A 24,165-nucleotide genomic window follows, 5' to 3' on the forward strand; every position below is an offset into this window, starting at 1 on the left:
TCAGGCAACCGTCAGGGCGGAGACCACCAGATCGCAGCTGCGCTGGGCGTAAGCCGTCAGCACGATGCGGATCTGCGGCAAATCACGGGCGAGCACAGCGGCCAGCAGGCGCTCGAACAGTTCGAGGAACTCGCTCATTTCGGCCTTGCGCTGTTCGAGGGCGAGGAAGTAGGCGCGGCTCATGGCCGGCTGCAGGTTCTCGACGGTCTCTTGCAGGTACGGATTGTTGGCGAACGGGTACGCGGCGCGCATCACGGCGAAGCTGTCGTCGACGAAGGTGCGGATGTCCTGACGCTCGTAGCTGGCGGTCAGACGCTGCTGAATTTGCACGAACGGCGCCATGTCGGCCTGAGTCTGCCAGCCATTGGCGACTGCATTGCCGAGCAGGATGTACAGCTCGCTCATCAGCGTGCACAGGCTCTGCACCTTGTGCGCGGTGAGTTCGGTGACATGGGCGCCACGTCGCGGCAGGATCGCGATCAGGTGACGGCGTTCGAGGATCAGCAGGGCTTCGCGGACCGATCCGCGGCTGACATTGAGGGCCAGCGTGACCTTCTGTTCCTGAATGCGCTCTCCCGGCTTCATTTCGCCGCGAATGATGCGTTCGGCGAGGTGGTGAGCAATTTGCTCGGCGAGGCTGTCCGGCGCCTTGAACGTCATGGTTGTCCTTCAAACTCTTCGATCTGCACAAGCGGCGCAGTGTAGCGCAAATGCAGGTGCATGGCGGAGTGCCCGCACGGCGCTTTTTGGCACGATTCAAGCAAAAAAGGCAGTGAATCCGCTCAGGGTCAATACTCAATAGAGCACGCGTTAATCGACAAAGCCGCTTTTCCTGACCTTTAAGTCAGAAAACCATTGACCGAAAAGTCAGACCTGCTAAATTCGGCTCAAGTCGGTTAACAACAATAATGAGTCTGCGAGGCCTTCCGTGATCCAGTTTTTACTTAACCAGGAACTCCGTAGCGAGCACGCCCTGGACCCGAATCTGACCGTGCTCAATTACCTGCGCGAACACGTGGGCAAATCCGGCACCAAAGAAGGCTGCGCCAGCGGCGACTGTGGCGCCTGCACCGTAGTGGTCGGCGAGTTGCAAACGGATGACGCCGGCCGCGAACACATTCGCTATCGCAGCCTCAACTCGTGCCTGACCTTTGTGTCGTCGCTGCATGGCAAACAACTGATCAGCGTCGAAGACCTCAAGCACCAGGGCGAACTGCACAGCGTGCAGCAAGCCATGGTCGAGTGCCACGGCTCGCAGTGCGGCTTCTGCACCCCCGGCTTCGTCATGTCGCTGTTTGCCCTGCAAAAGAACAGCGATGCACCGGATCAGGCCAAGGCGCATGAAGCGCTGGCCGGCAACCTCTGCCGTTGCACTGGCTACCGGCCGATCCTCGCCGCCGCCGAACAATCCTGCTGTGGCAAGCAACCGGATCAGTTCGATGCCCGCGAAGCGGAGACCATCGCCCGCCTCAAAGCCATTGCCCCGACCGATATCGGCGAACTCAACAGCGGCGACAAGCGCTGCCTGGTGCCGCTGACCGTCGCCGATCTGGCCGATCTGTATGACGCTTACCCACAAGCGCGGCTGCTGGCCGGCGGCACCGATCTGGCGCTGGAAGTCACCCAGTTCCATCGCACCCTGCCGGTGATGATCTACGTCGGCAACGTCGCCGAAATGAAGCGCATCGAAACCTTCGACGACCGCATCGAAATCGGCGCCGCCACCGCCCTCTCCGACTGCTACGAAGCGCTGACCGCCGAATACCCGGACTTCGGCGAACTGCTGCACCGCTTCGCCTCGCTGCAGATCCGCAACCAGGGCACCCTCGGCGGCAACATCGGCAACGCCTCGCCGATCGGTGACTCGCCACCGCTGCTGATCGCCCTCGGCGCGCAGGTGGTGCTGTGCAAAGGCGAAACCCGGCGCACGCTGAACCTGGAAGATTACTTCATCGACTACAAGGTCACCGCCCGTCAGGAAAGCGAATTCATCGAAAAAATCGTCGTCCCGCGCGCCACCGCCGAACAGCGTTTCCGCGCCTACAAGGTTTCCAAGCGTCTGGACGATGACATCTCCGCCGTCTGCGCCGCATTCAATCTGCGCGTGGAAAACGGCGTGATCAGCGATGCGCGCATGGCGTTCGGCGGCATGGCCGCGATTCCGAAACGCGCCGCCCACTGCGAAGCCGTGCTGCTCGGCCAGCCGTTCAACAACGCCGTGATCGAACGCGCCTGCGCTGCGCTGGCCGAAGACTTCACGCCGCTCTCGGACTTCCGCGCCAGCAAGGAATATCGCCTGCTCAGTGCGCAGAACCTGCTGCGCAAATACTTCATCGAACTGCAAACACCGCACATCGAGACTCGGGTGACCGCTTATGTCTAACCATCACGCCGTAGAGAAGACTCAAGCCGAACTGGCGGAACTGTTCGCCAAGGACCTGACCACCGGTGTCGGCCGCAGCGTCAAGCACGACAGCGCCGCCAAGCATGTGTCCGGTGAAGCGCAGTACATCGATGATCGTCTGGAATTTCCCAATCAACTGCACGTTTACGCACGGCTGTCGGACCGCGCCCACGCGAAAATCATCAGCATCGACACCAAGCCCTGCTACGCCTTCGAAGGCGTGCGCATTGCGATCACCCACGAAGACGTGCCGGGCCTGAAAGACATCGGCCCGTTGCTGCCGGGCGATCCGCTGCTGGCGATTGATGACGTGCAGTTCGTCGGGCAACCGGTACTGGCCGTGGCGGCGAAAGACCTGGAAACCGCACGCAAAGCGGCGATGGCGGCGATCATCGAATACGAAGATCTCGAGCCGGTGCTGGACGTGGTCGAAGCCTTGCGCAAACGCCACTTCGTGCTCGACAGCCACACCCATCAGCGCGGCGATTCGGCCAATGCCTTGGCCACCGCAGAACATCGCATTCAAGGCACGCTGCACATCGGCGGCCAGGAACACTTTTATCTGGAAACCCAGATCTCCTCGGTGATGCCCACCGAAGACGGCGGCATGATCGTCTACTGCTCGACGCAGAACCCCACCGAAGTGCAGAAACTGGTGGCCGAAGTGCTCGACGTGTCGATGAACAAGATCGTCGTCGACATGCGCCGCATGGGCGGTGGTTTCGGCGGCAAGGAAACCCAGGCTGCCAGTCCGGCGTGCCTGTGCGCGGTGATCGCGCACCTCACCGGGCAGCCGACCAAGATGCGCCTGCCACGGGTCGAAGACATGCTGATGACCGGCAAGCGCCACCCGTTCTATGTCGAGTACGACGTCGGCTTCGACAGCAGCGGACGTCTGCACGGGATCAACATGGACCTGGCCGGCAACTGCGGCTGCTCACCGGACCTGTCGGCGTCGATCGTTGACCGGGCGATGTTTCACTCGGACAACTCGTACTACCTCGGTGACGCGACCATCAACGGTCACCGCTGCAAGACCAACACCGCGTCGAACACCGCTTACCGGGGTTTCGGCGGCCCGCAAGGGATGGTCGCCATCGAAGAAGTGATGGACGCGATTGCCCGTCACCTCAACCTCGATCCGCTGGCGGTGCGCAAGGCCAACTACTACGGCAAGACCGAGCGCAACGTCACCCACTACTACCAGACCGTCGAGCACAACATGCTCGAAGAGATGACTGCCGAACTGGAAGAAAGCAGCCAGTACGCCGAGCGCCGCGAAGCGATCCGTCGCTATAACGCCAACAGCCCGATCCTGAAAAAAGGCCTGGCGCTGACCCCGGTGAAGTTCGGCATTTCCTTCACCGCCAGTTTCCTCAATCAGGCCGGCGCGCTGATCCACGTCTACACCGACGGCAGCATCCACCTGAACCACGGCGGCACGGAAATGGGCCAGGGTCTCAACACCAAAGTCGCGCAGGTGGTGGCCGAAGTGTTCCAGGTGGAAATGGATCGGGTGCAGATCACCGCGACCAACACCGACAAAGTGCCGAACACCTCGCCGACTGCGGCTTCCAGCGGCGCTGACCTCAACGGCAAGGCCGCGCAGAACGCCGCCGAGATCATCAAGCAGCGTCTGGTGGAATTCGCCGCGCGGCACTACAAGGTCAGCGAAGAAGACGTGGAATTCCACAACGGCCATGTGCGCGTGCGTGACCACATCATGACCTTCGAGGCGCTGATTCAACTGGCGTATTTCAATCAGGTCTCGCTGTCGAGCACCGGCTTCTACAAGACCCCGAAAATCTACTACGACCGCAGCCAGGCTCGCGGTCGGCCGTTCTACTACTTCGCCTTCGGCGCGGCCTGCTGCGAAGTGATCGTCGACACTCTGACCGGCGAGTACAAGATGCTCCGTACCGACATCCTCCACGACGTCGGTGCCTCGTTGAACCCGGCGATCGACATCGGTCAGGTCGAGGGTGGTTTCGTCCAGGGCATGGGCTGGCTGACCATGGAGGAGCTGGTCTGGAACAACAAGGGCAAGCTGATGACCAACGGCCCGGCCAGCTACAAGATCCCGGCCGTGGCGGACATGCCGCTGGACCTGCGGGTGAAGCTGGTGGAAAACCGCAAGAACCCGGAAGACACGGTGTTCCATTCCAAGGCTGTGGGTGAGCCGCCGTTCATGCTCGGGATTGCCGCGTGGTGCGCGATCAAGGACGCGGTGGCGAGCCTCGGTGATTACAAGCATCAGCCGCAGATCGATGCGCCGGCGACACCGGAGCGGGTGTTGTGGGGGTGTGAGCAGATGCGCCAGCTCAAAGCGGTGAAAGCGGTCGAAGCTGAAACCGAGCTGGCTCCGCTCTAAAGACCGAGGCGCGGCTATCGCGAGCAGGGCTCACTCCTACAGGGGAACGCATTCCAAATGTAGGAGTGAGCCTGCTCGCGATGAGGCCCGAACAGACAACGATGTTGTAGGGGTGAACTATGTACAACTGGATCGACGCCCTCGCCGACCTGCAGAACCAGGGCGAACCCTGTGTTCTGGTGACGATCATTGAAGAACTCGGCTCGACCCCGCGCAATGCCGGCTCGAAAATGGTCGTCAGCGCAAGACAGACCTTCGACACCATCGGTGGCGGGCATCTGGAATACAAAGCCATGCAGATCGCCCGCGAGATGCTCGCCAGCGGCAAGCAGGACACCCATCTGGAGCGCTTCAGCCTCGGCGCCAGCCTCGGCCAGTGCTGCGGCGGCGCCACCGTGTTGCTGTTCGAACCGATGGGCCAGGTGCAGGCGCAGATTGCCGTGTTCGGCGCCGGGCATGTCGGTCGCGCGTTGGTGCCGCTGCTCGCCAGCCTGCCCTGCCGGGTGCGCTGGATCGATTCGCGGGACGAAGAATTCCCCGAACAGATCCCCCACGGCGTGCGTAAAATCGTCGCCGAAGAGCCTGTGGATGAAATCGACGACCTGCCCGCCGGCAGCTACTGCATCGTCATGACCCACAACCATCAGCTCGACCTGGAACTCACTGCCGCGATCCTCAAGCGCAACGACTTCGCCTACTTCGGCCTGATCGGTTCGAAGACCAAACGGGCCAAGTTCGAACATCGCCTGCGGGATCGCGGTTTCGACAGCGGCGTCGTGCAACGCATGCGCTGCCCGATGGGCATTGGCGAAGTCAAAGGCAAACTGCCTGTGGAAATCGCCATCTCCATCGCCGGCGAAATCATCGCCACCTATAACGCCAATTTCGGCCAGCACAGCGCCAGCGCCGAACCGATTGCCAGACTGCTGCCGGTTTCGCGGCGCAGTCAGGCCGCCAAACTCAAAGCCTCAAACTGATTAGAGAACCCTCATGCCTCTGACTCGCAAAGCCTACCGTGCCGCCATCCTGCACAGCATCGCCGACCCCGCCGAAGTCGGGATCGAAGCCTCCTACGAATATTTCGAGGACGGCCTGCTGGTGGTCGATGGCGGCAAGATCAGCGCCCTCGGCCACGCCAGTGAATTGCTGCCGACCCTGCCGGCGGACATCGAGATCACCCACTATCAGGACGCGCTGATCACCCCGGGCTTCATCGACACCCACATCCACCTGCCGCAAACCGGCATGGTCGGGGCCTACGGCGAGCAACTGCTGGACTGGCTCAACACCTACACCTTCCCGTGCGAAAGCCAGTTCGGTGACAAGGCCCACGCCGACGACGTGGCCGATATCTTTATCAAGGAGCTGCTGCGCAACGGCACCACCACCGCGCTGGTGTTCGGCAGTGTGCACCCGCAATCGGTGAATTCGTTCTTCGAAGCCGCCGAGAAGCTCGACCTGCGGATGATCGCCGGCAAGGTGATGATGGACCGCAACGCGCCGGACTATCTGACCGACACCGCCGAGTCCAGCTACGTCGAGAGCAAGGCGCTGATCGAACGCTGGCATGGCAAGGGCCGCCTGCACTACGCGGTCACCCCGCGTTTCGCTCCTACCAGCACCCCGGAGCAACTGACCCTCGCCGGCCAACTGTTGACCGAATACCCGGATCTGTACATGCAGACCCACATCAGCGAAAACCTCAAGGAAATCGAGTGGGTCAAGGAACTGTTCCCGGAGCGCAAGGGTTACCTCGACGTTTACGATCACTACAAGCTGCTCGGCGAACGCTCGGTGTTCGCCCACGGCGTGCACCTGTGCGACGACGAATGTGCGCGACTGGCGGAAACCGGCTCGGCGATCTCGTTCTGCCCGACCTCGAACTTCTTCCTCGGCAGTGGTTTGTTCAATCTGCCGATGGCCGAGAAGCACAAGCTCAACGTCGGTCTCGGCACTGACGTCGGCGGCGGCACCAGTTTCTCGCTGCTGCAAACGCTGAACGAAGCCTACAAAGTCATGCAACTGCAGGGTGCGCGGCTGAGTCCGTTCAAGTCGCTGTACCTGGCGACGCTGGGCGGTGCGCGGGCACTGCGCCTGGAAGACAAGATCGGCAACCTGCAGCCGGGTTCAGACGCCGACTTCCTAGTGCTGGATTACAACGCCACGCCGCTGCTCAGCTATCGCCTGAAACAGGCCAACAACATTGCCGAAACGTTGTTTGTGCTGATGACGCTCGGGGATGACCGCACGGTGCAGCAGACGTATGCGGCGGGTGCGCTGGTGCATCAGCGCTGAGTTTTTCCGAGGCATAAAAAATCCCCCGGTGGTGTTAGCCCCGGGGGATTTTTTGTTGCCTGTCAAAAAGCTATCGCGAGCAGGCTCACTCCTACAAGTGAACGCATTTCAAATGCAGGAGTGAGCCTGCTCGCGATGGGGTCGACTCGGTGTCAGCTCAGAGCTTGGCGCTTGGACGCCCAGGCTTCTTGGTCTGCAGCAAATGCGAGAACACCGCATGCAGATCATCCGACGCACTTTCCTCATCGAGGTTGAGCTTGCTGTCGATGTGATCCATGTGATGCATCATCAGGTCCACCGCCAGCTCACCGTTGCGCGCTTCGATGGCGTCGATCAACTGGGTGTGCTCGTCGTAGGAGCAATGCGAGCGGTTGCCGCTTTCGTACTGGGCGATGATCAGCGAGGTCTGCGAGACCAGGCTGCGCTGGAAGCTGATCAGTGGCGCGTTCTTCGCCGCTTCGGCCAGTTTCAGATGGAATTCGCCCGACAGACGGATACCGGCGCCGCGATCGCCACGGGAGAAACTGTCGCGCTCGTCGTTGACCATCTGACGCAATTCGGCGATCTGCTCGGCGGTGGCGTGCTGCACGGCCAGTTCGGTAATCGCGCGCTCCACCAGACGGCGGGCCATGAACACTTGACGCGCTTCTTCAACGCTCGGGCTGGCGACTACAGCGCCGCGGTTCGGTCGCAACAACACCACGCCTTCATGAGCCAGACGCGACAGCGCGCGGCGAATGATGGTGCGGCTGACCCCGAAGATTTCCCCCAGCGCTTCTTCGCTCAATTTTGTGCCGGGCGCCAGACGCTGTTCGAGGATGGCCTCGAAGATATGCGCGTAGACAATATCGTCCTGGGTTCCGCTGCGGCCGGCTTTGCCTGCTCGCGGTTGTTTCTTGAGGGGTTGCAACTGTTCGTTCATGGGCACTCGAGTCGGGAGAACTGCGGCGAATAGACCGTGACTGTAATACGGCACAGTAGGTCGCTGGCAAGTATCGCGTAAAAAACAGCGCGATTGTACACAATGAATGGTGGCAACACGACTGTACGGCTGTTTGTGACCACGGCTGTATTGCAACGATCCGTCAGGTTTGAGTTTAGGCTTGATCGCAGAATCCGCAGCCAGAACACAAATCCCCCTGTGGGAGCGGGCTTGCTCGCGAAAGCGGTGTGTCAGACCACATCTGCTTTTACTGACCCACCGCTTTCGCGAGCAAGCCCGCTCCCACAGGGGTTCAGGTAATTGCGGGGATCTTCATCTGTATAAGGAACACCGCCGTCATGAACGACGCCACCTACACCCGCCTGCGCCCCCTCGCCGACACTTCGCCCTCGGCGATCGTCGCCGGTTTCATCGCGATGATGACCGGCTACACCAGTTCGCTGGTGTTGATGTTCCAGGCCGGGCAAGCGGCGGGCCTGAGCAGCGGGCAGATTTCCTCGTGGATCTGGGCGATTTCCATCGGCATGGCGGTGTGTTCGATCGGTCTGTCGCTGCGCTATCGCACACCGATCACCATTGCCTGGTCGACACCCGGCGCGGCCCTGCTGATCACCAGCCTCGGTGGCGTCAGCTACGGCGAGGCCATTGGCGCCTACATCACTTGCGCGGTGCTGGTGACCATCTGCGGGCTGACCGGCAGCTTCGAACGCCTGGTGAAAAAGATCCCCGCGTCGCTGGCGGCAGCGTTGCTGGCGGGGATTCTGTTCAAGATCGGCAGCGAAATCTTCGTCGCCGCGCAGCATCGCACCGGGCTGGTGCTAGGCATGTTTTTCACCTATCTGCTGGTCAAGCGCCTGTCGCCGCGTTACGCGGTGCTTGCCGCGTTGCTGATCGGCACCGCGCTGTCGGGCTTCATGGGCCTGCTGGATTTCAGCGGTTTCCATCTGGAACTGGCAACGCCGGTGTGGACCACGCCGCACTTCTCGCTGGCCGCAACCACCAGCATCGGCATTCCGTTGTTCGTGGTGGCGATGACTTCGCAGAACATGCCCGGCATCGCCGTACTGCGCGCCGACGGCTACAACGTGCCCGCCTCGCCACTGATCACCAGCACCGGCATCGCCTCGCTGTTGCTGGCGCCATTCGGCTCCCACGGCATCAACCTCGCGGCCATCAGCGCGGCGATCTGTACCGGGCCGCACGCCCATGAGGATCGCAACAAACGCTACACCGCCGCCGTCTGGTGCGGGATTTTTTACGGGATTGCCGGCGTATTCGGCGCTACGTTGGCGGCGCTGTTTGCCGCGTTGCCAAAAGAACTGGTGCTGTCGATTGCCGCGATGGCGCTGTTCGGTTCGATCATCAACGGCCTGAGCATTGCCATGACCGAAGTGAAGGAACGCGAGGCGGCGCTGATCACCTTTATGGTCACGGCGTCGGGGTTGACGCTGTTTTCCATCGGCTCGGCGTTCTGGGGGATTGTCGCGGGGGTTTTGACGTTACTGATTTTGAATTGGCGCAAAGCCCAGGCATAAAAAAACGGCGACCCTCAGGTCGCCGTTTTTTTCAGTATCACTTGGCCGCGTTGATCGGCTTTTCCGGATACCAGACGTCCAGCAGCGGGCTGACGGTCATGCCAGTCAGTTCGCTACGGTTTTTCAGCCAGGCTTCAACGGCAGCGCGCTGCTCTTCGTTGACCGAGCCACGCTTCTGCAGGCAAACCAGACCGAAGTCATCGCCGCCAACATAACCCAGACCGTTGGCTTCCATGGCTTCTTTGATGAATGCTTCGAGGAAAGCGTCAATGGCTTCTTCGGACAAGTCTTCTTTGAAGTCCAGGTTCAGTTCGAAACCCAGCTCTTGAAATTCATCAACGCACAGTTTTTTGCGCAGACGCTGGGAACGGTTAGTCGCCATTGGAACAATCCTCTTAAGTAATAACGGCCGGCACTTTACCAGTTTAAGCGGTCAATTGCCCGACTCTCTGGGTACGGTGGCCGACCGCCTGTAAAAAAAATAACGAAATGGCCGCCCCGGGCAAGGCACAAGCTGTTACACCTTGGGGCATAATGCCGACACTTTCATGACCACTGAGGGCTTTTTCATCCATGCTCTCGTTATTTTTCCCCTCTTCTGCAGGGTTTTATTTCATATGATCAAATCGTTGCGTCCTCTCTTTCTCGCCGGCCTTCTTCTGCCCCTGGCCCTGCCGGTTGCCGCTGCCACCATCAACACCGCCCTCACCCCTAACGTCGAAAAAGCCCTCAAGGCCAGCAAGCTGCAGCCGACTGCGCTGTCGCTGGTGATGATTCCGCTCGACGGCCCGGGCAATCCGACCGTGTATAACGCCGACGTCTCGGTCAACCCGGCCTCGACCATGAAACTGGTCACCACCTACGCCTCGCTGGAAATGCTCGGCCCCAACCATCAGTGGAAAACCGAGTTCTACACCGATGGCGACCTCAGTGGCGGCATTCTCAACGGCAACCTGTACCTCAAGGGCGGCGGCGATCCGAAGCTGAACATGGAAAAACTCTGGCTGCTGATGCGCGACCTGCGCGCCAACGGCGTGACCCAGGTCACCGGCGACCTGATCCTCGACCGCGGCTTCTTCATCCAGCCGCAACTGCCCGAGTTCAACGACGACGGCAACGACGAGAACAAGCCATTCCTGGTCAAACCCGACTCGCTGCTGGTCAACCTCAAGGCCCTGCGCTTCGTCGCGCGCAATGATGGAGGCCGGGTGCTGATCTCGGTGGAGCCGCCGATTGCCAGCGTGCGCATCGAAAACACGGTCAAGGCGCTCAACTCCAAACAGTGCACCGGGGGTGTGCGCTACAACCCGGTGACCCAGGCGGACGGCAGCGTCACCGTGACCGTCGCCGGTCAGTTGGGCGAAGGCTGCAGCTCGCAGACTTATCTGTCGCTGCTTGACCACGCGACCTACACCGCCGGTGCCGTGCGCGCGATCTGGAAAGAACTGGGCGGCAGCATCCAGGGCAAGGATCGCCTCGCCGCGACCCCGAGCGGCGCCAAGCTGCTGGCCCGCGCCTACTCGCCGGATCTGGCGGAAATTATCCGCGACATCAACAAATACAGTAACAACACCATGGCCCAGCAGTTGTTCCTGAGCCTCGGTCAGAAGTACCGCAACGAAGCCGACGGTGACGACGCCAAGGCCGCGCAACGGGTGGTTCGTCAGTGGCTGGCGAAAAAAGGCATCACCGCGCCGCACCTGGTAATGGAAAACGGCTCCGGGCTGTCGCGCGCCGAACGCGTCAGCGCCCGCGAGATGGCCAACATGCTGCAAGCCGCCTGGCATAGCCCGTACGCCGCCGAGTACATCAGCTCCATGCCGATTGCCGGCACCGACGGCACCATGCGCAAACGCCTGAAGACCACCGCGATGCGCGGCGAGGCCCACGTCAAGACCGGCACCCTGAACACCGTGCGCGCCATCGCCGGCTTCAGCCGCGACGTCAACGGCAATACCTGGGCGGTGGTGGCGATCCTCAACGACAAGGCCCCGTTCGGCGCGTCGTCGGTGCTGGATCAGGTGCTGCTGGATCTGTACAAGCAGCCGCGCCTGCCGCAGACGGCTTCGGCCCTGTAAACCACCGTCGAACCTGTGGATGCAACTCTCTGTGGCGAGGGAGCTTGCTCCCGCTGGGCTGCGCAGCGGCCCCAATGTTTTTGTGAGCGCTACGCACTCAAGCGGGAGCAAGCTCCCTCGCCACAAAACAGGGTTCCACAGGGGATTGGTGTAACGGCTCAGCTCATCTGCTCGACCCGATCGCGCCCGCCCTGCTTCGCCGCATACACCCCCGAATCCGCCCGCAGCAGCAGCGCATCCGCGCCTTCCCCCGGGCGCCAGCTGGCGATGCCGAAACTGGCCGTCACCACCCCGACCACATCCACCGGCGCACTGCGCAGGCCTTGCCACAACTCCACCGCCAGCATGTACGCATGCTCGCCGTCGATGTCCGGGCACAGCACCATGAACTCTTCACCACCGAGACGACAGAACACATCAGTCCGCCGTAAACGATGGCCGATGCGCTCGCACACCGCCTGCAGCACCCGATCGCCCACGGCATGGCCGTACTGGTCGTTGATGCGTTTGAAGTGATCGATATCGAGCATGATTACTGACAGCTCACCGCCGCCGCGCTCGACCCGGGCCATTTCGGTAGTCAGGCGCTCCTGGAAGTAGCGGCGGTTGTGGATACCGGTCAGCGAGTCGGTGACCGATAGCGCCCGCAATTCCTCCTCCACCCGTTTCAAATCGGAAATGTCCGAGATGTAGCCGTGCCACAGCACGCCGCCGCCCGGCAGCTCTTCCGGCGTCGCCTCGCCGCGCACCCAGCGCAGGCCGCGCTCGGGCAACTGCACACGGTATTCCTCGCGCCATGGGCTGAGGCTGTCCGCCGAAGCACGGATCGAGCTGCGCACTCGCGAGACGTCTTGTGGATGGATGCGGGTGAAAATCGCCTCGGCATTGAGCAGCAGCACGTCCGGCTCCAGCTCGTAGATCTCGCGGATGCCATCGCTGGCGTAGATCACGCTGAAGCGCCCGTCGAACTCCATCTTGAATTGGTAGATGCCGCCGGGCACGTGGGCGCTGAGCTTTTTCAGCAATACATCGCGCGCCGCCAGCGCTTCGTGCACGCGCTTGCGCTCGGTGATGTCGATGCAGATCGCCAGATGCCCGACCCACAAACCCTGCTCATCGAGCACCGGGGTGGCGAGCATGTTCACCGGCAGATGACTGCCGTCGCTGCGCACCAGCGTCCATTCGCGCGCCTCATGACCGCCGACCTCGCCGCCCTCGACCAACATCGCGTGGCAGGTCGGAATGCTCTTGCCGTAACGCGCACTCAACTCCGCCGAACGCGCGGCCAGTTCTCGCGGCAGATGCAGGTTTTCCAGGGTCATGTGCCCGACCACATCGGCGCTGCTGTAGCCGAGCATCTGTTCGGCGCCAGGGTTGAAGGTGTTGATCACCCCGCGCAGGTCGGTGGCGATGATTGCCACTTGGGTCGCGGCATTCAGCACGCCGCGCAACTGACCGTGGGTGCCGCGCAATTCCTGCTCGCGGGCGTGCAGTTCCTGGGTGCGCAGTTCGACCATGCGCAAGGCGCGCTGGCGTTGACTGACCAGCACGTAAAGCAGTGCGCTGAGCAACAGACTCAGCAGCGCCCCCAGCACCACCAGGCTGCTGATCGACGAATGGTTGGCCTGCAGAAAGGCTTCGCTGGGCTGCATGTCCACTTGATAGTCATGGTCGGCCATGCGCAACAGACGTGTGGCGGACAGATCACTGGCCCCGGCCTGGTTGGCGGACTCGTAGAGCACTTCATGCTGTTCATCGGTGGACAGGTCGAGAATGCGTACATTGAGGAAATCCTGGTGCTCCTCCGGCAGTCCGTCGGCCAGCAACTGCTGCATGCTGATCACCGCCATCACATAGCCTTGCGGCGGCCCTTTCGGTGCCCCTTCACGAGTGACCGGCGCCAGCAGCAACACGCCCCGGGCATACGCCGGATCAATCCCCACCAGATGCAATGGCTGCGACACCACCATGTGCCCGGTGCGGTCGGCGCGTTCCAGCGTCGCCCGGCGCAACGGTTGCGCCAGCAAGTCGTAACCCAGCGGTGTGGGCAAGCGGCTGAGGCTCTGGGTGTAGATCACCGGTACGTATTCGGGGCGATCAGCGGCGGTCTGCAACTGATCGTCAGCGTTCAGTTCACGAAAGGTGAAGGTACTGAAGCCTTCGTTACGCACGGCCTGTTCGACCGCCGGGCGTTCGGCACGGCTGATCCGCGGCGCATAGGAATAGGCCTGGGTGCGTAATAGAAGCGGTTTGGCATAGCCGTCGAATTCGCTGCGTGAGACCGAATCGGAGTTGGCGAAGAAACGGCGCAGGCCGTCGAGACGCTGTTCCTGATCCTGGAAACGTTCTTCGATGCGGCTGTAACGCTCATTGGCCAGCAGCTGGAAGCGTTGGCGCAGTTGATGGTGAAACTGATTGAGGGTGGCCCAGGCGAGCAGCCCCGTGAGAATCCCGCCGGCGAGCAATACCAGCAGCGCGACCAACCAGGCCGAGACGTCTTCGCTGATAAAACCCAGAATCTTTGGGCGCACGGGGTGCAACGACATAGGGGCAACTCACGACGCCATTGTTTCGGGGGAAAACCCCATTGGCCATGAGTTGAGTTATAGCTATTAGCCATTAATTTGGCTAGCGCTGATCGGATCCAAGAGCCTTTAAAAATCAAGGCTCTGTGGATCCAACCCGCCCAAGCGTCAACGAGCCGTGATTTTCCAGGCGCGGTGGATCTTGGTGTTACGCGCAAAATCCGGATCGATGGTCTGCGCACTGATTTCCTCGACCGCGTAACGTTCGGCCAGGTTCTCCTCCAGCTGGAACTTGCGGAAGTTGTTGGAGAAATACAGCACGCCACCCGGCGCCAGACGTGCCATGGCCAAGTCGATCAACTGCACCTGATCACGCTGCACGTCGAAGATGCCTTCCATGCGCTTGGAGTTGGAGAAGGTCGGCGGGTCGATGAAGATCAGGTCGTACTCGTCGCGGCTGCTTTCCAGCCACGCCATCACGTCGCCCTGCTCCAGACGGTTCTTGTCGGAGAAGCCGTTCAGCGACAGGTTGCGCCGCGCCCAGTCGAGGTAAGTCTTCGACAGGTCGACGCTGGTGGTACTGCGCGCGCCGCCCTTGGCCGCGTGCACACTGGCGGTCGCGGTGTAGCAGAACAGATTGAGGAAGCGCTTGCCGGCGGCCTCTTTCTGAATGCGCATACGCATTGGCCGGTGATCGAGGAACAGCCCGGTGTCGAGGTAGTCGGTGAGGTTCACCAGCAGCTTGACGCCACCTTCGCTGACCTCATTGAACTTGCCTTGCGCCGCCTGACGCTCGTATTGCTTGGTGCCGCTCTGACGCTCGCGGCGTTTGACCACCACGCGGCTCTTGTCGACGTTCAGCGCCTGCGGGATCGCCGCCAGGGCATCGAACATGCGCGCCGAGGCCTTTTCCGGATCGATCGACTTCGGCGCGGCGTATTCCTGCACGTGCACCCAGTCGTGGTACAGGTCGATGGCCATGGCGTATTCCGGCATGTCGGCATCGTAGACGCGGTAGCAGTCGATGCCTTCGCGCTTGACCCACTTGCTCATCGCCTTGAGGTTTTTCTGCAGGCGGTTGGCAAACATCTGCCCGCCTTCGCTCAGGCGCGGCTGCTCGACCACTGGCGCCGGGGCTGGCGTCGGTTTGATCGGGTTGCCGTTCTTGTTGAACTTGCGCTCTTGCGGCTCGTTCGGGGTCTGATCGTAGGCTGCTTGCTCGCGCTCGGCCTGACGCTGTTCCGGAGTCCGCCGCTCGCCGGTGACGAACTGGTCCGGCAGCACCTTGATCAGCAGCAGTTTGCACGGCAGCGCGCCGTTCCAGAACGAATACTGTTTGTGGCTGCGAATGCCCATGCGCTTGCCCAGATCCGGGGCGCCGGTGAATACCGCCGCTTCCCAGTTCAAGCAGGCCTGTCGCAGGCGCTCGCCGAGGTTCTGGTAGAGATAGAGCAGGCTGGCTTCGTCGCCCAGACGCTCGCCGTACGGTGGGTTGCAGATCACCAGACCTTTCTGGTTCTGGTCCGGACGCGGCTCGAAGGTCGCGACTTCGCCCTGATAGATCTTGATCCACTCGCTCAGACCAGCGCGTTCGACGTTATTGCGGCCCGGCTGAATCAGGCGCGGGTCGGCTTCGTAACCGCGAATCCACAGCGGCGGCTTGGCCAGACCGGCAGCGGCACGCTCGACGGCTTCTTCATGGAGTTTTTTCCACAGCGCCGGAACGTGGCCGAGCCAGGCGGTGAAGCCCCACTGCTCGCGGCGCAGGTTCGGCGCCATGTCGGCGGCGATCATCCCGGCTTCGACGAGGAACGTACCGACACCGCACATCGGGTCAGCCAGCGCGCCGCCTTCGGCCGCAATGCGCGGCCAGCCGGAACGGATCAGGATCGCTGCCGCGAGGTTTTCCTTCAGCGGCGCCGCGCCCTGCTGCAGGCGGTAACCGCGCTGGTGCAGGCTGTGGCCGGAAAGGTCGAGGGACAGGATCGCTTCGCCGCGATCCAGGCGCAGGTGAATGCGCAGATCCGGGTTGAGCTTGTCGATCGACGGACGGTCGCCTTGCTGGGTACGCAGTTTGTCGACGATGGCGTCCTTGACTTTCAGCGCGCCGAAGTGGGTGTTGTCGATGCCCGAGCCGTGGCCACTGAATTCGACGGCCAGGGTGCCGTCGGCGAGCATGTGATCCTGCCACTCGACGTCAAGCACGCCGTGGTACAGGTCTTCGGCGTCTTTCATCGGGAAGCGCTTGAGCACCAGCAACACCCGGTTGGCCAGACGCGACCACAGGCACAGGCGATAAGCGGTTTCCATGGTCGCCATGCCACGCACGGCGGAGGTGTGCTCGCGGGCGTCTTCAAGGCCAAGCCCGACGGCTTCCTCGATGAGCAGGCCTTCAAGGCCTTTGGGGCAAGTGAGGAAGAGTTCGAAACGGTCGGACATGGTATTTCCAGAGCCTTTGGCTAGTGAACCGGCAACGCATTGCCGATCCGGTTTTCAATCAGGCGCTTTTCTAAAAGAGCGCCCGCGTGGCACGAAGGTGTGCCGTTCCATCCCCGCTGCTCGGGTTAAAAGAGCTTAGATGCAAGGACAGGTATTAAAGTTGATGAAACAAAATGACTCAAAGCAACCCTTCGTCGAATATTACCCCAGCGTAAACGTGGGTCATTCTCACTAAAGGATTAACCCCATCATCCAGTGCGGGGCCGATCATACCGGGGTTTGCTGAAAAAACGTTCATGAAACCCGTCGTTACTTATGGCTGTAGCACTATTTTCGTTACGTCCTTATGACAAAACGATCATTCCCTCGGTGTGACTCATTGGTTAGAACTGACCACAGGTTGACGTCGCAACGGCGTCAACACCTTGGCTCGCCACGCCGGCAGCGAGCCGCCCAACGGCAGAGTTTTTTCTGCCAGACCTCGGTTGAGGTCAACGCGACGAAAACAGTCAACAAGTGAGGGAAACACCCTATGAGAAGACTTAAGCGTGATCCGTTGGAAAGAGCATTTTTGCGCGGATATCAATATGGCGTTGGTGGCAAATCCCGCGAGCTTTGCCCATTTACTCTACCGTCGGTACGCCAAGCCTGGATCAACGGCTGGCGAGAAGGACGCGGCGACAACTGGGACGGTATGACCGGCACTGCGGGAATCCACAGACTCAACGAACTTCACGCCGTCGGCTGACACAGGGCACTTATTGCAACACGACAATCTGAATTTCTAGCGACTTACCATGCACGTCCTTCCCGGACGGCGGGCTACGGCCCAGGGGCTCCTTCGAGGAGCCCTTTTTTATGCCCGCAAATCATTTGAACTGCACACATAACCTGTGGGAGCGGGCTTGCTCGCGAAAGCGTCGTGTCAGCCACCGCAAATGTTGACTGAAACAGCGCTTTCGCGAGCAAGCCCGCTCCCACAATCGGATCAGCGCAAGGCGGCGATCGCGTCCACCGATTCACGAATCAGCGCCGGGCCCTTATAGATGAAGCCCGAGTAAATCTGCACCAGGCTCGCCCCCGCCGTGATCTTCTGCGCCGCATGCTTGCCTTCGGTGATGCCACCGGCCGCAATGATCGGCAACCGACCACCCAGCTCCGCCGCCAACACCTTCACGGTATGCGTGCTCTTGTCACGCACCGGGGCGCCGGACAGACCGCCCGCCTCGTCACCATGCTCCATGCCTTCGACGCCAACGCGACTCAGAGTGGTGTTGGTGGCGATCACTGCGTCCATACCGGTTTCGATCAGCGCCTGAGCCACCTGCGCCGTTTCTTCGTCGGTCATGTCCGGAGCGATCTTGATCGCCAGCGGTACGTGCTTGCCGTGACGCAGGGCCAGTTCGGCGCGGCGCGTGGCCAAGTCCGCCAGCAACTGCTTGAGCGAATCACCGAACTGCAGGCTGCGCAGGCCCGGGGTGTTCGGCGAGCTGACGTTGACCGTGACATAGCTGGCGTGGGCATACACCTTGTCCAGGCAGATCAGGTAGTCGTCCACCGCGCGCTCGACCGGAGTGTCGAAGTTCTTGCCAATGTTGATCCCCAGCACGCCCTTGTATTTGGCCGCCGCGACCCGCGCCAGCAGGTTATCCACACCGAGGTTGTTGAAGCCCATGCGATTGATGATCGCCTCGGCTTCCGGCAGACGGAAGATCCGTGGTTTCGGGTTGCCCGGCTGCGGACGCGGGGTCACGGTGCCGATTTCGACGAAACCGAAACCCAGTTGCGAGAAACCGTCGATGGCCGCGCCGTTCTTGTCCAGACCGGCCGCCAGCCCCACCGGGTTCGGGAAGTCCAGGCCCATGACCGTCACCGGCACATTCGCCGGCTTCTTGCACAGCATGCCGTTGAGGCCCAAACGCCCACCCGCGCCGATCAGATCCAGCGACAGATCGTGGGAGGTTTCCGGGGAAAGTTTGAACAACAGCTGACGGGCCAGGGTGTACATGGGCGGCGATGACTCGGGCGGCGAAAAGAGGCGGCGATTATAGCCGGGCAACGTCCCCCGGCGCGAGGCACACAGGTAAATCAGCCTGACTGGCATATGCCTTGCACTTTCAGGGTATCAGCCCACAGGCCAATGGCGGCGTGCGGGCACGGACAATGGCGTCGTTCGCAGGTTTTGCCTTAGCAAAGCCTGGGACGGCGTTTTTTTTGAGGGTGGCTTTATATGAGTGATTCATCCGTCGGGCCGCTGGCCTGGGTCAACGGCAGTGATGCTCCGGAAAAAAGCGTGATCAACCTCGGCTTCATGGCCCTGAGCGATTGCGCTTCGGTGGTCGTTGCCGCGACACAGGGCTTCGCCCAGCCCAACGGCCTGACGATCAACCTCAAGCGCCAGGCGTCCTGGGCGACCTTGCGCGACAAACTGGTCAGCGGCGAACTGGATGTGGCCCACAGCCTGTATGGGCTGATTTACGCCGTGCATCTGGGCATCGGTGGCGTGGCGCCGAGCGACATGGCGGTGCTGATGGGGCTGAACCAGAACGGCCAGAGCCTCAACCTGTCTCACGGTTTGCAGCAACTGGGCGTGACCAGTCCTGAAGCACTCGATCGGCAGGCGCACCAAACCCGCGCAAAACTGACCTTCGCCCAGACCTTTCCCACCGGCACCCATGCGATGTGGCTGTATTACTGGCTGGCGAGTCAGGGCATTCATCCGTTGCAGGACGTCGACAGCGTGGTGGTGCCGCCGCCGCAAATGGTCGCTCACCTGCAAGCCGGGCGTATCGATGGCTTCTGCGTCGGTGAGCCGTGGGCGGCCAGCGCCGTGCAACAGGATCTGGGGTTCACCCTCGCTACCAGCCAGAGCATCTGGCCTGACCACCCGGAAAAAGTCCTTGGCTGCACCCGCGCGTTCGTCGAGCAATACCCCAACACCGCCCGGGCGCTGGTGATGGCGATCCTCGAGGCCAGCCGCTTCATCGAGCAAAACCCGGAAAACCGCCGCAGCACCGCGCAGATGCTGAGCGCCCCGGAGTATCTCGACGCTCCGCTGTCCTGCATCGAGCCGCGTTTTCTCGGTGATTACGCCGATGGCCTCGGCAATCGCTGGCAGGACCCGCACGCCTTGCGCTTTCACGGCAACGGCGAGGTGAATCTGCCGTACCTGTCCGACGGCATGTGGTTCATGACCCAATTCCGCCGTTGGGGCCTGTTACGCGAGGATCCCGACTACCTCGCGGTGGCCCGCCAGGTTCAGCAACTGGACATTTACCGCGAAGCAGCCACCGCCGTCGGTGTCGCGGCCTGGGGCAAGGAGATGCGCAGCAGCCAGTTGCTCGATGGCAAAGTCTGGGACGGCAGCGATCCGGCCGCTTACGCCCGCAGCTTCAAGTTGCACGCCCTAAGCGACAGCGCCCCCCTTCTCGCCCGCCGCTGACAGGAGACCGCCAATATGCTGCGCATTCTGCTGATCAACGACACCGCGAAAAAAGTCGGCCGCTTGAAGGCCGCGCTGACCGAGGCCGGCTTCGAGGTCATCGATGAATCCGGCCTGACCATCGACCTGCCGGCCCGCGTCGAAACGGTGCGCCCGGACGTGATTCTGATCGATACCGAGTCACCGAGCCGCGATGTCATGGAGCAAGTGGTGCTGGTCAGCCGCGACCAGCCCCGGCCGATCGTGATGTTCACCGACGAACACGACCCGGGGGTGATGCGCCAGGCGATCAAGTCCGGGGTCAGTGCCTACATCGTCGAGGGCATTCACGCCCAGCGCCTGCAGCCGATTCTCGATGTGGCCATGGCGCGCTTCGAAAGCGATCAGGCCTTGCGCGCGCAACTGCTGGCCCGCGACCAGCAATTGGCCGAGCGCAAACGCATCGAACTGGCCAAAGGGCTGCTGATGAAAATGAAGGACTGCAACGAGGAAGAGGCCTACACCCTGATGCGCCGACAGGCCATGAGTCGCCAGCAGAAGCTGATTCAGGTGGCGGAGCAGATCATTGCCATGAGTGAGTTGCTCGGCTGAAGGCCTGCGCTGGCTTTCCCGGCCCCTTCGCGAGCAAGCCCGCTCCCACATTTGGAACGCAATCTCCTGTGAAGCAGGTCGGGGTTCCACTTTGAAAGGCATTCCCTGTGGGAGCGGGCTTGCTCGCGAAGGCCGCGACGCGGTTTCACTTATTGGCACAAATCTGGCTAAGCATTCAGCACAGGTAACCAACGGCGGTTGCCCCACCCACGACAAAGACGTCGCTCACCCCGCTCGCCCACATCGGCGAACCAGGTAGCGGCGTTTTTGCGTTTTGGCCCCACAGCTCGGGGCCGGTGGTGCGGCCGTGGCGGCGCGCCACCTGCTGTGACTCCTTTCGAGACTCTTTTCAGCTGAGGTGCGCGATGAATTCAAGCTTCTGGAAATCCGGCCACACCCCGACCCTGTTCGCAGCGTTCCTGTATTTCGACCTGAGCTTCATGGTCTGGTACCTGCTCGGCCCGTTAGCGGTGCAGATCGCCGCCGACCTGCACCTGACCACGCAACAACGTGGTCTGGTGGTGGCGACGCCGATTCTGGCGGGTGCGGTGCTGCGCTTTGTGATGGGCATGCTGGCCGATCGTCTGTCGCCGAAAACCGCTGGCCTGATCGGTCAGGTGATCGTGATCTGCGCGTTGTTCGGCGCGTGGAAACTCGGCATCCACAGTTATGAACAGGCGCTGATTCTGGGACTGTTCCTCGGCATGGCCGGTGCTTCGTTTGCTGTGGCCCTGCCGCTGGCCTCGCAATGGTATCCGCCGCAGCATCAGGGCAAGGCCATGGGCATCGCCGGCGCCGGTAACTCCGGCACCGTGTTTGCCGCACTGATTGCCCCGGTGCTGGCTGCGGCGTTCGGCTGGAGCAACGTGTTCGGTTTCGCCCTGATTCCATTGATCCTGACGCTGGTGCTGTTCGCCTGGCTGGCAAAAAACGCCCCGCAGCGGCCCAAGGCCAAAGCCATGGCCGACTACTTCAAGGCCCTTGGCGACCGCGACAGTTGGTGGTTCATGTTTTTCTACAGCGTGACCTTCGGCGGCTTCATCGGCCTGGCCAGCGCCCTACCCGGCTACTTCAACGACCAATACGGCCTGAGTCCTGTCACGGCGGGTTACTACACCGCTGCCTGCGTGTTCGGTGGCAGCCTGATGCGTCCGCTCGGTGGTGCGTTGGCTGATCGCTTCGGCGGCATCCGCACTTTGCTGGCGATGTACACCGTAGCGGCAATCTGCATCGCCGCTGTCGGTTTCAACCTGCCCAGTTCCTACGCCGCACTGGCGTTGTTCGTCTGCACCATGCTCGGTCTCGGCGCCGGCAACGGCGCGGTGTTCCAGTTGGTGCCGCAACGTTTTCGCCTGGAGATCGGGGTGATGACCGGGCTGATCGGCATGGCCGGCGGCATTGGCGGTTTTGCCCTGGCGGCCGGCATGGGCGCGATCAAGCAAAGTACCGGCAGCTATCAACTGGCGCTGTGGTTGTTCGCCAGCCTCGGCGTGTTGGCGTGGTTCGGTCTGCACGGGGTCAAGCGTCGCTGGAGAACCACCTGGGGTTCGGCGGCGGTCACCGCTGCGCGAGTCTGAGGCGTCGATGCCCCTGCAACTGAGCTTTGCCCAGGCCAGCGCCACCGGCCCGCGCGCGGAAAATCAGGACGCCCTGCGCCTGGTGACGCCCGCCCCGGCGCTGGCCGCCAGCAAAGGCTATCTGGTCGCCATCGCCGACGGTGTCAGCCAATGCGCCGACGGCGGCTTGGCCGCGCGCTCGACCCTGCAAGCACTGGCGATGGATTACTACGCCACACCGCAAACCTGGAGCGTGGCCCAGGCGCTGGATCGCCTGCTGCTCGCGCAAAATCGCTGGTTACAGGCCAATGGCGGCGGGCAACCGTTGCTGACCACGGTCAGCGCGCTGGTCCTGCGCGGTCGGCGTTTCACCCTGGCCCACGTCGGCGATTGCCGGGTCTATCGCTGGCAGGCCGACGCTTTGCAGCGGATTTCGCAGGATCATGTCTGGGAGCAGCCGGGCATGCAGCACGTGCTCAAACGCGCGCTGGGGCTGGATCAGCATCTGGTACTGGATTTTCTCGACGGTGAATTACGCGAGGGCGAATGTTTCGTGCTGCTCAGCGATGGCGTCTGGTCGACCTTGGGCGATACCGCAATCGCGGCGATTCTGCGCGATCAGCCGGATCTCGACCGCGCCGCACACACACTGGTCAATGCCGCGCATCTGGCCGGCAGTCAGGACAACGCCAGTGCGTTGCTGGTGCGGGTGGATGCGCTCGGCGAAGCGAACATCGGCGATGCGCTGATTCACTTACAGCAATGGCCGCTGCCGCCAGCGCTGAAAACCGGGCAGATGTTTGAAGGCTGGCAGGTGCAAGGCGTTGTCGCTCAGAGCCAGCAATCGCTGCTGTATCGAGTGCTGGATGGCCAAGCTCGGGGCTGGTTGTTGAAAACCCTGCCGGCGCGGCTGGCCGATGATCCCAAGGCCGGGCAAGCCTTGCTGTCGGAAGAATGGTTCCTCAAGCGTGTCGCCGGTCGGCATTTTCCTGAAGTCCATGCCGGCACTCAGCGTCAGCATTTGTACTACGTGATGCGCGAATATTCCGGGATGACCCTGGCGCAGCTGTTTCAAAACAGCAACCCGTTGCCGTTTGCGCAGTGGCAGGAGATTGCCGAGCGCTTGCTGCGGGCGGTAGGCCTGCTGCATCGGCGGCAGATTCTGCACCGCGACATCAAGCCGGAAAACCTGCATCTGGGTGACGATGGCGAGTTGCGCCTGCTGGATTTTGGTCTGGCGTACTGCCCCGGTCTGTCCGAAGACACCCCGTCAACGCTGCCGGGAACGCCCAGCTATATCGCCCCGGAAGCCTTTCGCGGCGAGCCACCGAGTGCGCAACAGGATCTGTACGCGGTGGGCGTGACCCTGTTTTTCCTGCTGACCGGGCATTTTCCCTATGGCGAGGTCGAAGCGTTCCAGCGGCCGCGATTCGGCCTGCCGGTGAGTGCTGGTCGCTACCGCCCGGACGTGCCGGAATGGATTGCGCAGAGTCTGGAGCGTGGCGTGGCGGCGGATCCGCAACAGCGCTTTGAAACGGCTGAGGAATGGTTGCTGGTGCTGGAACAAGGTGAGCGGCGCAGTTTGAGTGTGCGACCCAGGCCTTTGCTGGAGCGTGAGCCGTTGACGGTCTGGCGGACGGTGGCGTTGTTGGCCTTGCTGGGGAATCTGGTGCTGCTGGTGGTGTTGTTTCACCGCTGATACCGCGTCGCGCCCTTCGCGAGCAAGCCCGCTCCCACAGGGGATTTGTGAACGACACCGATCCACTGTGGGAGCGGGCTTGCTCGCGAAGGCGTCCGTCCAATCACTACAAATCCTTCTGTTTGAACGCTCCACGAATGGGCAGCCCGCTTCGATAAGGTGCAAAAAACCATGATGAACGCCGACAAAACGCAATAAACCCGCCACCCCCACACTTGGCACAACCACTGCATTACCCGTTTCACCATACATAAAGCCCAGCCCTCAACGACGAAGGCTGCGCTTCC

The 24,165-nt window shown here is 61.9% G+C and carries 17 protein-coding genes; 11 read left to right on the forward strand and 6 right to left on the reverse strand.

Annotation, left to right across the window (positions count from 1 at the left end):
• Entirely contained in the window at positions 1 to 660 is a 660-nt protein-coding gene (locus VLA07_RS22865; protein WP_007961062.1) for a GntR family transcriptional regulator, read from the reverse strand.
• Positions 661 to 928: 268 nt separating this feature from the next.
• On the opposite strand from VLA07_RS22865, the gene xdhA reads away from it, so the two are divergent.
• The 4 genes from xdhA (at position 929) to guaD (ending at position 7,070) form a co-directional block, all read left to right on the forward strand.
• Entirely contained in the window at positions 929 to 2,383 is a 1,455-nt protein-coding gene (gene xdhA, locus VLA07_RS22870; protein WP_333991536.1) for a xanthine dehydrogenase small subunit, read from the forward strand.
• Positions 2,376 to 4,775 (forward strand): xanthine dehydrogenase molybdopterin binding subunit, encoded by a 2,400-nt coding sequence (gene xdhB, locus VLA07_RS22875; RefSeq protein WP_333991539.1) that lies wholly within the window; start codon positions 2,376 to 2,378, stop codon positions 4,773 to 4,775. The genes xdhA and xdhB overlap by 8 nt, the downstream gene beginning before the upstream one ends.
• Positions 4,776 to 4,894: 119 nt before the next feature.
• Entirely contained in the window at positions 4,895 to 5,752 is an 858-nt protein-coding gene (gene xdhC, locus VLA07_RS22880; protein ID WP_333991541.1) for a xanthine dehydrogenase accessory protein XdhC, read from the forward strand.
• Between the two features lie 13 nt (positions 5,753 to 5,765).
• Complete coding sequence (gene guaD, locus VLA07_RS22885) at positions 5,766 to 7,070, forward strand: guanine deaminase (protein ID WP_123533139.1); 1,305 nt, start codon at positions 5,766 to 5,768, stop codon at positions 7,068 to 7,070.
• Between the two features lie 157 nt (positions 7,071 to 7,227).
• On the opposite strand, the gene VLA07_RS22890 is transcribed toward guaD, so the two are convergent.
• Positions 7,228 to 7,992, reverse strand: a complete 765-nt coding sequence (locus VLA07_RS22890) for a GntR family transcriptional regulator (protein WP_083366480.1) — start codon at positions 7,990 to 7,992, stop codon at positions 7,228 to 7,230.
• 359 nt (positions 7,993 to 8,351) lie between these two features.
• Between VLA07_RS22890 and VLA07_RS22895 the strand changes: the two genes are divergently transcribed.
• A complete protein-coding gene (locus VLA07_RS22895) occupies positions 8,352 to 9,548 on the forward strand; it encodes a benzoate/H(+) symporter BenE family transporter (RefSeq protein WP_333991545.1) in 1,197 nt (398 codons plus the stop codon).
• Between the two features lie 37 nt (positions 9,549 to 9,585).
• Here VLA07_RS22895 and VLA07_RS22900 read toward each other — a convergent pair whose 3' ends face one another.
• Entirely contained in the window at positions 9,586 to 9,930 is a 345-nt protein-coding gene (locus tag VLA07_RS22900; protein WP_003223308.1) for a YggL family protein, read from the reverse strand.
• A 235-nt stretch (positions 9,931 to 10,165) separates the two neighbouring features.
• Between VLA07_RS22900 and dacB the strand changes: the two genes are divergently transcribed.
• On the forward strand, positions 10,166 to 11,626 hold the full coding sequence (gene dacB, locus VLA07_RS22905) for a D-alanyl-D-alanine carboxypeptidase/D-alanyl-D-alanine endopeptidase (RefSeq protein ID WP_333991550.1): 1,461 nt from the start codon (positions 10,166 to 10,168) through the stop codon (positions 11,624 to 11,626).
• Positions 11,627 to 11,784: 158 nt separating this feature from the next.
• Here the strand turns inward: dacB and VLA07_RS22910 are convergent, their stop codons facing one another.
• Together VLA07_RS22910 and rlmKL are read right to left on the reverse strand one after the other, a co-directional pair.
• Entirely contained in the window at positions 11,785 to 14,172 is a 2,388-nt protein-coding gene (locus VLA07_RS22910) for a sensor domain-containing diguanylate cyclase (protein WP_333991552.1), read from the reverse strand.
• Positions 14,173 to 14,319: 147 nt separating this feature from the next.
• Positions 14,320 to 16,590, reverse strand: a complete 2,271-nt coding sequence (gene rlmKL, locus VLA07_RS22915; protein ID WP_333991553.1) for a bifunctional 23S rRNA (guanine(2069)-N(7))-methyltransferase RlmK/23S rRNA (guanine(2445)-N(2))-methyltransferase RlmL — start codon at positions 16,588 to 16,590, stop codon at positions 14,320 to 14,322.
• 532 nt (positions 16,591 to 17,122) lie between these two features.
• Here rlmKL and rmf point away from each other — a divergent pair.
• Positions 17,123 to 17,338, forward strand: coding sequence for a ribosome modulation factor (rmf, locus tag VLA07_RS22920; RefSeq protein ID WP_003223300.1), 216 nt, complete (start codon positions 17,123 to 17,125; stop codon positions 17,336 to 17,338).
• Between the two features lie 240 nt (positions 17,339 to 17,578).
• On the opposite strand, the gene VLA07_RS22925 is transcribed toward rmf, so the two are convergent.
• Positions 17,579 to 18,598: a quinone-dependent dihydroorotate dehydrogenase gene (locus VLA07_RS22925; RefSeq protein ID WP_123587775.1), complete on the reverse strand. Its 1,020-nt coding sequence runs from the start codon at positions 18,596 to 18,598 to the stop codon at positions 17,579 to 17,581.
• Between the two features lie 222 nt (positions 18,599 to 18,820).
• On the opposite strand from VLA07_RS22925, the gene VLA07_RS22930 reads away from it, so the two are divergent.
• The 4 genes from VLA07_RS22930 (at position 18,821) to VLA07_RS22945 (ending at position 23,878) form a co-directional block, all read left to right on the forward strand.
• Complete coding sequence (locus VLA07_RS22930; protein WP_333991595.1) at positions 18,821 to 20,032, forward strand: CmpA/NrtA family ABC transporter substrate-binding protein; 1,212 nt, start codon at positions 18,821 to 18,823, stop codon at positions 20,030 to 20,032.
• Between the two features lie 15 nt (positions 20,033 to 20,047).
• On the forward strand, positions 20,048 to 20,623 hold the full coding sequence (locus VLA07_RS22935; RefSeq protein WP_027613283.1) for an ANTAR domain-containing response regulator: 576 nt from the start codon (positions 20,048 to 20,050) through the stop codon (positions 20,621 to 20,623).
• A 365-nt stretch (positions 20,624 to 20,988) separates the two neighbouring features.
• Positions 20,989 to 22,200: a nitrate/nitrite transporter gene (locus VLA07_RS22940; protein WP_027613284.1), complete on the forward strand. Its 1,212-nt coding sequence runs from the start codon at positions 20,989 to 20,991 to the stop codon at positions 22,198 to 22,200.
• A gap of 7 nt (positions 22,201 to 22,207) precedes the next feature.
• Positions 22,208 to 23,878, forward strand: coding sequence for a bifunctional protein-serine/threonine kinase/phosphatase (locus VLA07_RS22945; RefSeq protein WP_333991597.1), 1,671 nt, complete (start codon positions 22,208 to 22,210; stop codon positions 23,876 to 23,878).
• Positions 23,879 to 24,165: the final 287 nt, after the last annotated feature.

The organism is Pseudomonas sp. S3(2024) (assembly GCF_036861315.1).
Lineage (GTDB): Bacteria > Pseudomonadota > Gammaproteobacteria > Pseudomonadales > Pseudomonadaceae > Aquipseudomonas > Aquipseudomonas putida_A.